At 69.3% G+C, this 9688-nt stretch carries 10 protein-coding genes; 1 reads left to right on the top strand and 9 read right to left on the bottom strand.

From position 1 onward, the window contains the following. Positions 1-228: 228 nt before the first annotated feature. Genes Q0480_RS01405 through fumC form a run of 4 tightly spaced genes read right to left on the bottom strand, consistent with a single transcriptional unit; the run spans position 229 to position 2887 of the window. Positions 229-447: a ribbon-helix-helix domain-containing protein gene (locus Q0480_RS01405; protein ID WP_299129923.1), complete on the bottom strand. Its 219-nt coding sequence runs from the start codon at positions 445-447 to the stop codon at positions 229-231. Positions 448-450: 3 nt separating this feature from the next. Further along, positions 451-633, bottom strand: coding sequence for a DUF4169 family protein (locus Q0480_RS01400; RefSeq protein WP_299129920.1), 183 nt, complete (start codon positions 631-633; stop codon positions 451-453). Further along, on the bottom strand, positions 630-1481 hold the full coding sequence (locus tag Q0480_RS01395) for a neutral zinc metallopeptidase (protein ID WP_299129918.1): 852 nt from the start codon (positions 1479-1481) through the stop codon (positions 630-632). Before Q0480_RS01395 ends, Q0480_RS01400 begins: the two co-directional genes overlap by 4 nt. 14 nt (positions 1482-1495) lie before the next feature. Then, complete coding sequence (fumC, locus tag Q0480_RS01390; protein ID WP_299129915.1) at positions 1496-2887, bottom strand: class II fumarate hydratase; 1392 nt, start codon at positions 2885-2887, stop codon at positions 1496-1498. A gap of 184 nt (positions 2888-3071) precedes the next feature. On the opposite strand from fumC, the gene Q0480_RS01385 reads away from it, so the two are divergent. Next, the gene (locus tag Q0480_RS01385; RefSeq protein ID WP_299129912.1) at positions 3072-3482 is read left to right on the top strand and encodes a DUF3775 domain-containing protein; all 411 of its coding nucleotides are present in this window, start codon (positions 3072-3074) and stop codon (positions 3480-3482) included. A gap of 6 nt (positions 3483-3488) precedes the next feature. Here Q0480_RS01385 and Q0480_RS01380 read toward each other — a convergent pair whose 3' ends face one another. The 5 genes from Q0480_RS01380 to Q0480_RS01360 all read right to left on the bottom strand — a co-directional run bounded on the left by Q0480_RS01380 (position 3489) and on the right by Q0480_RS01360 (position 9224). Further along, entirely contained in the window at positions 3489-5189 is a 1701-nt protein-coding gene (locus Q0480_RS01380) for a Na/Pi cotransporter family protein (protein ID WP_299129909.1), read from the bottom strand. Positions 5190-5298: 109 nt separating this feature from the next. Next, positions 5299-6357 carry a quinone-dependent dihydroorotate dehydrogenase gene (locus Q0480_RS01375; protein ID WP_299129907.1) on the bottom strand — a complete coding sequence of 353 codons (1059 nt, stop codon included), beginning with the start codon at positions 6355-6357 and terminating at the stop codon, positions 5299-5301. Further along, positions 6348-6692 carry a DUF952 domain-containing protein gene (locus Q0480_RS01370; RefSeq protein ID WP_299129906.1) on the bottom strand — a complete coding sequence of 115 codons (345 nt, stop codon included), beginning with the start codon at positions 6690-6692 and terminating at the stop codon, positions 6348-6350. Before Q0480_RS01370 ends, Q0480_RS01375 begins: the two co-directional genes overlap by 10 nt. Positions 6693-6874: 182 nt before the next feature. Further along, on the bottom strand, positions 6875-7810 hold the full coding sequence (locus Q0480_RS01365) for a DMT family transporter (RefSeq protein WP_299129904.1): 936 nt from the start codon (positions 7808-7810) through the stop codon (positions 6875-6877). 31 nt (positions 7811-7841) lie between these two features. After that, positions 7842-9224, bottom strand: coding sequence for an aminotransferase (locus Q0480_RS01360; protein WP_299129902.1), 1383 nt, complete (start codon positions 9222-9224; stop codon positions 7842-7844). Positions 9225-9688: the final 464 nt, after the last annotated feature.

The following is a 9688-nucleotide window of genomic DNA, read 5'->3' as shown; positions in this document are numbered from 1 at the left end:
ACGGTCGAGACCGGCGGCCCATTCGTCACGCCCAACGCCCCCAACGCCCGGCTGGAGCTTGTGTCCGACCCCTGAGTAAGAGTCAGCCGGCGTGGCCGTTGGTATAAGATATTGCGCCAAATCAAGACTCAAGAGCGGACGAGCCGGCTCTGCCGGATCGGATTCGGCTCCAGGCGGACCTCGGTCCGCCGCTATCCGCCGCGAGACGATGGCGGACCGAGGTCCGCCCTACGATTTCGCCCGGTACCAGGCCAGTACATGCAGACGGATCGCCGAGGCGAGGCCGGTCTCGGATCCGCGGGCGGCGTCGATCTCGGCGGCCAGCGCGTTGATCGGCCGGTCCTCGGTCCGGGCGATCTCGCGGAAGGCGCGCCAGAACTCGTCTTCGAGGCTGACCGAGGTGCGGTGACCGCGCAAGGTCAGGGACCGCTTCGCGGGCCTGGCCATGGCCTAGTCCTCGGTCTCGCGCCGGTGTCCGTCGAGATGCGCGCCCGCCTTCTCGCGCTCGGCCTTCTGGCGGCGGCGCTCGCCCTTGCTCAGCCCGTGCTTCGCCGCGTTCGCATCGGCTTCGCGTCGCGCCGTCGCGCGCTCGGCCCGCTTGCGCGCCTGGCGCAGGCTGACCACCTCGCTCACAGCGCGCGCGCCTGGAAGGTGTCGCAGGCCGAGGGATCGCCGGTCTGGAAGCCCTTGTAGAACCATGTCTGGCGCTGCTCGGAACTGCCGTGGGTGAAGCTGTCCGGCACCACGATGCCCTGGCTCGTGCGCTGCAGCGCGTCGTCGCCGATCCGCGCGGCGGTGTCGAGCGCCGAGCGGATATCGTCGTCGGTCAGCGCGAGGCGATCCTTCGCAGCCCGCGCCCATAGCCCGGCGTAGCAGTCGGCCTGCAGTTCCACCCGGACCGACAGCGCGTTCGACTGCGCCTCGCTCGCCCGCGCGCGCTGGGCGTTCACCTGGCCGAGAACTCCGAGCTCGTCCTGAACGTGATGGCCGACCTCGTGCGCGATGACATAGGCGCGGGCGAATTCGCCGCGACTGCCGAGCCGCTGGGTCATCACATTGAAGAAATCGGTGTCGAGATAGACCGTCTGGTCGTTCGGGCAGTAGAACGGCCCCATCGCCGACTGCGCGGTGCCGCAGGCGGACCGGTCGACGCCGCTGAACAGCACCAGCCGCGGCTGGGTATAGTCGAGACCCGAACCCTGGAAGACCGCGCCCCAGACGTCTTCGGTCTCCGCCAGCACGACGCCGACGAATTCCTTGTTCTCCTGTGACTGGGCGTCGGTCGGTGCCTCGCCGACCACCACCGGGCCGCCCCGGCCCCCGCCGCCGCCAACCAGCGGCGACAGGTCCACGCCGAACAGGACGCCGAGGATCAGCACAACGACCACGCCCATCCCGCCGACCTTGAGCGGCCCGCCGCCCATGCCGCCACCGCGGCGGTCCTCGATGTTGGTGCTCTGTCGCCGCCCGCGCCAATCCATGGCCGGTCCTCCCGCTATTTTGGTCCGAGCATCTCGCTGGGCTGCACGACCCTATCAAAGGTCTCGGCATCGACAAAGCCCAACCGGATCGCCTCTTCCTTCAGAGTGGTCCGGTTCTTGTGCGCGGTCTTCGCCACCTTGGTCGCATTGTCATAGCCGATGGTCGGGGCAAGCGCGGTGACCAGCATCAGGCTCTCCCACATCAGCTTGCCGATCCGCTCCTCGTCGGCTTCGATCCCCACGACGCAATTGTCGGTGAAGGCCGAGGAGGCATCGCCGATCAGCTGCAGGGACTGCAGCACGTTCTGCGCGATCACCGGCTTGAACACGTTGAGCTCGAAATGCCCCTGGCTGCCGGCGAAGCCGACCGTGGTGTCGTTGCCGAGCACCTGGGTGCAGACCATGGTCATTGCCTCGGCCTGGGTCGGGTTGACCTTGCCCGGCATGATCGAGCTGCCCGGCTCGTTCTCCGGCAGAATCAGCTCGCCGAGGCCGCAGCGCGGACCGGAGCCGAGCAGGCGGATGTCGTTGGCGATCTTGAACAGGCTCGCCGCCACCGTCTTCAGCGCGCCCGACATCTCCACCATCGCGTCGTTCGCGGCGAGCGCCTCGAACTTGTTCGGCGCGGTGACGAACGGCAGGCCGGTGATCTCGGAGATCTTCGCGGCGATCTTCTCGGCGAATCCCTTGCGGGTATTCAAGCCGGTGCCGACCGCCGTGCCGCCCTGGGCGAGCGGATAGATGTTGTGGAGCGCCGCCGTCACGCGCTTGATCCCCTGCTCGACCTGGTAGGCATAGCCGCCGAATTCCTGGCCGAGGGTCAGCGGCGTCGCGTCCTGGGTGTGGGTGCGGCCGATCTTGATGATGTCCTTGAACGCCTCGGCCTTTTCGGCCAGCGCGCCGTGCAGCTTGCGCAGGCCCGGCAGCGTCACCTCATGCGCCAGCATCGCGGTCGCGACATGCATCGCGGTCGGATAGGTGTCGTTCGAGCTCTGGCCCATGTTCACATGGTCGTTCGGATGCACGGGCTTCTTCGACCCCATGACCCCGCCGAGCAGCTCGATCGCCCGGTTCGAGATCACCTCGTTGGCATTCATGTTCGACTGGGTGCCCGACCCGGTCTGCCAGACGACCAGCGGGAAGTGGTCGTCGAGCTTGCCGGTCGCCACCTCGGTGGCGGCGGTGACGATCGCCGCGCCGATCGCGGGATCGAGGTCGCCGAACCCCATGTTCACCTCGGCCGCCGCCTGCTTGATGATGCCGAGCGCGTGGCGCATCGCCACCGGTTGTCGTTCCCAGCCTATCGGAAAGTTCTGGATCGACCTTTGGGTCTGGGCGCCCCAATAGCGGTCGGCGGCCACTTCCAGGGGGCCGAAGCTGTCGGTTTCGGTACGGGTCGCGGACATCGTTCTCTCCTCGGTCGGGCAATGTCAGTGCGATATACCGGCGCGCGGTCGCCGGGTCCAACCGGAATTCGTCCGAAGGGTCCGACCGGGGCGGTCCGGGCGCCGGCCCAGGGCCCGGTGACGCTTCGCTTTCTCCGCCTGCGTGCTACACTCGCGGGCGCAATGTTTGAAAGGCCGCCTCGCCGTGGACGAACTTGATCTCAACCCCGAATTTCTGCGCAGCCTGGTGCTGAAGCTGCGCGCGGTGATGGCGCAGGAGGAGCTGGTCTCGCCCAATTCCGGCTCGAATCCCGCGGACGACGAGGTCGCGGCGACCCTGCAGGAAAGCCCGGACAATATGACGCGGGCCGAGATCGAGGCGCAGATCGAGGATCTGGAGCCCGACCAGCAGGCCGAGCTGGTGGCGCTGATGTGGATCGGTCGCGGCGATTTCGAGCCCGAGGAGTGGGAGGAGGCGATGGCCCTGGCGCTTGAACGGGCCGACACCCCGACCGCCAGCTATCTCCTGTCTCATCCTCAGGTCGCCGAAGACCTGGTCGAGGGCATCGACAAGCTGCTCGACGGCAGCGACGTGGTCGAGACCGGCGAATATTGACGCGGATCAGGCGTCGGCGGGACGTCCGGCGCCTTTGACCGCCTGCGGCTCGGCCGTCTTGGTGGCGCGCAGCCGCGAGCCGCGAAGGGCGCCGGCGGGTTCCAGGATCGGATAGGCGACCGTGGTCAGATGCGCGTTGATGCGCTTCAGGTCGCGCAGCACATCGAGATGCAGCGCGCTGGTCTCGATGGTCTCCGGCAGGCCGTCGCGCAGCCGCGCGATATGGCGCTCGGTCGCCTCGATCTCCAGCTGGCGGAGCGCGTCCTTCTGGGCGACGAGGCGCCGGGCCATGCCGCAGTCGCGGGTGACGAAGACGGTGAGCGCGAGGCGCATCTGCTCGGCGATCACCGCGTGGAAGTCCTGCAGGTCGCGCCAGCCCTCGGGCGAGAAGCTGAGCGCCTTGCGCTGCTTCTTGACCGCCATGCGCAACAGGCCGTTGTCGATGATGTCGCCGATATGTTCGAGATTGGTGGTGAAGAGCACGAGCTCCAGCACCTGCGCGCTGCGCGGCGCGTCGAGTTCGCCCTGCATCAGTCGCGCCAGATAGAGCTTGATCTCCTCCTGCAGCGCATCGACCTCTTCCTCCATCCGGGCGATCTCGCGCACGCGGCGGTCGTCGCGGTCGGTGAAGGTGGAGAGCGCCTCGCGCAGCATCAGTTCGACGATGTCCGACAGCCGCATGAGCTCGCGCGTCGCGGCGTTGAGGGCCAGCGCCGGCCGGTCGAGCAGCGCGTCGTCGAGATGCGCGAGCCGGGTCGGCCTGGTCTCGGGCGCGTCGTCCGGGATCGCGCGGGTCAGCAGGTGCGCGGCCCAGGGGGTGAAGGGCAGGCAGACGAGTGCGAGACCGAGGTTGAAGAGACTGTGGAAATTCGCCACCTGTCGCGCCGGATCGTCGGTCAGGCGCGCCATCAGCGCGGTCGCCGGCCCGGCCAGTGCCAGGACGAGAAGCACGCCGCAAGCGCGGAAGGCGAGATTGCCCCAGAGCACGCGCCGCGCCGCGCGGGGCGCGTCGAGGGCGAGGCCGAAGGGGACGAGGCAGCCGCCGAGATTGGCGCCGAGCGTCAGCAACAGGGCGAGCCGCGCGTCGATCAGTCCGCCGCCGGACAGCGAGATGACAAAGAGCACGAACGCGACCGAGGAATGCATCAGCCAGGCGAGGAGCGCCGCGACCACGACCGCGAGGATCGGGTCGGTGCGCAGCCGGTCGAGCAGTTGCAGCGTCAGCCCGCTGTCGCGCAGCGGCGCCGAGGCCGAGACGACGAGGCCGAGCGCGAGCAGCATGAGCCCGAGCCCGATCAGCGCGCGGGCGACCTGCTGCGCGCGCGGCGCGCCGGTGGCCTTGGCGAGGACGACGCCGACAACCAGAAACGCCGGGATCAGCGCCTTGAGGTCGAAGGACAGCGCCTGCACGACGAGCGTCGTGCCGAAATCGGCGCCGAGCATCATGGCGAGCGCCGCGGGCAACGCGATCATGCCGCGGCGAAGAAAGCCGATCAGCAGCACGGCGGTGGCCGTGGCGCTCTGCAGCGTGGCCGCGGTGACGGCCCCCGTCAGCGCCGCGCCGGCCGGCCGTCCGGCGACACGGCCGATCGCCGCGCGGACCTCGGCGCCGAAGCCGCGCAGCACCGCGCCCTGCACCATATGCGTGCCCCAGAGTAGGAGCGCCACGCCGCCGAACAGGTTCAGGAGGATAACATGTCCGGGCACGGCCTGCTCCACAATGCGCTGGTCCAGGATGTGCGACGAATCATAAACAAGTATTGAAGAAAATCCTAATCACGCGTTGCGGCGAGTAACGATCTCCGGTGGCGCGGCGTCAGAGCCAGTCGGCGACGCCGGATCCGACGGCTTCTGCGACGGTTCCGAAACCGTCGCGGGCGAGGAGGGCGTCGAGGCCGAGGGCGATGTCGGTGGCGAGGCCGACGCCCGCGTAGACCATCGCGGTATAGAGCTGCACCGCGCCGGCGCCCGCCCGGATCTTCGCATAGGCGTCCTCGGCCGAGCCGACGCCGCCGACGCCGATCAGCGGGACCCGGCCCTCGGTCAGGCGGCGGAGCCGGGCGAGCACGCGGGTCGAGCGCTCGAAGAGCGGCCGGCCGGAGAGGCCGCCGGCTTGCGCCCGATGCCGACCGGTCAGGCCGTCGCGGGCGAGGGTGGTGTTGGTGGCGACGATCGCCGCGACGCCCCGCGTCAGCGCCACCTCGGCGAGATCGGCGAGGTCGGCCTCCGACAGGTCGGGCGAGATCTTCAGGAAGATCGGCACCGGCGAGGCCAGCGCCGCGTTCGCTGCCATCACGCCGGCGAGCAGCGCGTCGAGCGCGGCGCGGCCCTGCAGGTCGCGCAGCCGTTCGGTATTCGGCGAGGAGACATTCACCGTTGCGAAATCGATCACCGGCCCGGCGAGGGACAGAACTTCGGCGAAATCGGCGGCGCGGTCGGCGCTCGCCTTGTTGGCGCCGAGATTGAGGCCGACGACGCCGGTCTCCGGCCGCTCGGCCAGCCGCTCGGCGATGGCGACGGCGCCGTCGTTGTTGAAGCCGAAGCGGTTGATCGCGGCCCGGTCGTCGGCGAGGCGGAACAGCCGGGGGCGCGGATTGCCGGGCTGGGGCAGCGGGGTGGCGGCGCCGACCTCCACGAAGCCGAAGCCGCAGCGCGCCAGCGCCTCGAGCGCGACCGCGTTCTTGTCGAAGCCGGCGGCGAGCCCGACCGGGTTGGGCAGGTCGAGCCCGGCGAACCGGGTCCGCAGCCGATCCGAGGTCGGCGGCCCGCCGCTCGGGCCGAGCCCCGCCCGAAGCGCGCGGAGGGCGAGGCCGTGCGCGCGTTCCGGGTCGAGAAGGCGCAGCGCGGAAAGGCCGAGCCCTTCGGTCAGGCGCACGTGGGTTCGGTCGGCAGCGTCCGCTCGGCCGGATTGTCGGCGAGCGGGCGGGACCAGACCACGTCCGAGGCTTCGAGGTCGCGGTAAAGATGCGGGAACAGCGCGCCCCCGCGCGAGGCTTCCCATTTCAGCCAGCGGCCGGCGCGTGCCACCTCCACGGCGAGAAGCACGAGATCCTTCTGATCCGCGAAATGCCGCGTGAGCGTCTCGGGCAACTGGCCGGCGGTGGAGAGATGGATATAGCCGTCCGCCCGGTCGATCGGTGCGCCGAGCGTCGTGCCATCCGCGGCGAATGCCTCCCATTCCGGGCGGCGGAAGACCTTGAAGACGAGCATGGCGGAGCATTGGCGCAGTCGCGCGCGGCGGTCAATCCGGATCTTGGCCGAAGGCGCGATGCAAGGTTCGAGGTTGAACCAAACTCGCCCCTGGCGCTTGGGTGTCCAGGCTCTTGCTCGCGAAGGTGGAGCGGCGGTGCAACTGAGTCGGGCGCGACGCGTCCGAGGTTTCAAACGGACGCTCAGCCCTGCGGGGTCATCACCTTCCGCGCCCGGGCGCGTTCGATGCCGAGTCGACGTTCGCGCCAGATGATGAAAAGCCCGGCGAGGACGATCAGCGTCGCCCCGGCGAGCATCGGCAGGGTCGGCACTTCCTCGAAGACGAAATAGCCGAGCAGGAGCGCGAACAGCATCGAGACATATTCGAACGGCGCGATCACGCTCGCCTCGGCGTGGCGATAGCTCTCGGTCAGCAGGATCTGCCCCACCCCGCCGAGCAGCCCCGCGCCGACGAGCAGCGCCGCCTCGCGCGGGGCGGGCATCACCCAGCCGAAGGGCAGGGTGAAGACCAGCGCCAGCGCGGCGCCGGTGACCGAGAAATAGAAGACGATGGCCGCCGTCTGTTCGCTATGCACCAGCTTGCGCACGAAGACCTGCGCCATCGCCGCGCAGACGGCGGCCATCAGCGCGGCGAAGGCGCCGATCGTCTCGAGCTGGGCGCCGGCGCCGGGGCCCACGGTGATCCGCGGCGCCAGCACGATCATCACTCCGGCGAGCCCGACCCCGACGGCGGCGAGGCGAAAGACCCGCACCTCCTCGCCGAGGAACATCGCGGCGAAGATCACGGTCAGGAGCGGCGCGGCATAGCCGAGCGCGGTCGCCTCCGGCAGCGGCAGGAGGCCGAGCGCGGTGAAGCCGAGCGCCATCGCGCAGGTACCGACGAGCCCGCGCCAGACATGGCCGAGCGGATTGCGCGTGGCGAGCCCGCCCGGCAGCCGCCCGGAGAGGCCGAGCCAGACGAGGATCACCGGGATCGCGAAGAACGACCGGAAGAACACGGCCTGCCCGGGCGGCACACGCGGCGCCGAGGCCTTGATGCAGATCGCCATCAGCACGAAGACCATGACCGACAGGATCTTGCAGCCGATGCCGCGGAGCGGGTTCAGCGGCGCGATCATGGGGCGGTCCGTTTCCTCCGGCCGGGGTCAGTCAGCCGAGATGTCCCTCGGCCCTTGCCCAGAGCTCGGTCGCGTCGAGGGCGGCTTCGATCGGCGCGAACAGTTCGTCGATCTCGTCGGGCGTGATGATCATCGGCGGACAGAAGGCGATGCTGTCGGCGACCGCGCGGACAATTACGCCGCGATCGGTCAGTTCCTGCGCGAGGCGCGGCCCGACCTTCCCGACGTTGGCGAAACCCTTGGGCGACTTCGCCGGCGCGAGCTCCAGCGCGCCGACGAGGCCGGTATGGCGCGCCTCGCCGACCAGCGGATGGCCGGCGAGCCGGTCGAGATGGGCGGCGAAGGCGGGCGCGAGCGAGCGGACGCGCGCGGTGACGTTCATCCGCTCGTAGATCTCCAGCGTCTTGATGCCGACCGCGCAGCCGACCGGATGGCCGCCGTAGGTGAAGCCGTGGCCGAAGGTGCCGATCTGGCCGCTGTGCGTCTCGATCACCTCGGCCATGGTTTCGTTGATGGCGACGGCGGACAGCGGCAGGAAGCTGCCGGTCAGCTGCTTGGCCATCGAGATCGAGGTCGGCTCGTAGTCGAAGGTCTGGGCGCCGAACCACTGGCCGGTCCGGCCGAAGCCGCAGATGACCTCGTCCGAGATCATCAGGATGTCGTACTTGCGGCAGACCTCCATCATCGCCGGGAAATAGCCGGCGGGCGGCACCAGCACGCCGCCGGCGCCCATGATCGGCTCGGCGATGAAGGCGGCGACGGTGTCCGGCCCCTCCGCCAGCACCAGCTCCTCGAACTCGGCGGCGAGGCGGGCGGTATAGGCGGCCTCGGTCTCGCCTTCCTGCGCGCCCTTCCAGAAATGCGGCGTCGAGGTATGCCGGATGCGATCGACCGGCAGGTCGAAATCGAGATGGTTGTAAGGCAGGCCGGTCAGCGAGGCCGAGACGATGGTGGTGCCGTGATAGGCCTTGACCCGGCTGATGATCTTCTTCTTCTCGCGCCGGCCGAGGGCGTTGTTGTAGTACCAGGCCATCTTGACCTGGGTCTCGTTCGCCTCGGATCCGCTCGACTGGTAGAAGACGCGGGCCATGCGGCCGGGCGCGATCGCCTTCAACTTTTCGGCGAGTTCGACCGCGACCTCGTGACTCTTGCCGGAGAAGAGATGGTAGTAGGGCAGCTTCTCCATCTGGAGCCGCGCCGTTTCGACCAGCTCGGCATTGGCAAAGCCGAGGCCGGCGCACCACAGGCCGGAGAGGCCCTCGATATAGCTCCGGCCCTTGTCGTCATAGACCCGGATCCCCTCGCCGCGCTCGATCACCTGAACGCCGTTGGTCCGCAGCGCGATCGCGTTGGCGTAAGGGTGCAGCAGGGCCTCGGCATCGCGGGCCTGGGAGTTGGACAGGGCGGGGGACATGGCGTTCTACTTCTTGGTCTGGCGGAGGGAAGGCACCCACGCTACGGGGCGCGCGCCGCGGGGTCAACGACGGCTGCGACGCTCTCAGAGTCTGTTTGATTGCTTCGCCTTCGCCCTTCCCCGCCCGGATCTCGCGTAACTGTCCAGGGCGGCGTCCCTGTCGATGTCCCCACCGCCCCGCCAGCAACGGTCGAGCGATGCGGGACGTCCGAACCTTCACTGCGCGATTTCGAGGTTACGCGAAATCGTGACGGGTGTGCCCTGTCGTGCCGGAGGCACGCCCGTTTTCAACGGTCAAGCCGGGCACACCCGCCCCGATTCAACCCTCCCGGGGAAATCTTCACCCCTCGCGCCCTCCGCGAGCTTGCTACGGGCGCGCGGACCGCGGGCGCGCCACTGGCGCGCGGACCGCGGGCGCGCCACTGGCGCCCCCTAAGGTCGGTCCGCGGGAAAAATCTCGATCC

This window comes from uncultured Amaricoccus sp. (assembly GCF_937891315.1).
Lineage (GTDB): Bacteria > Pseudomonadota > Alphaproteobacteria > Rhodobacterales > Rhodobacteraceae > Amaricoccus.
The sequence above is the reverse complement of the archived record's forward strand: the minus strand, read 5'-3'. Positions and strand labels throughout refer to the sequence as shown.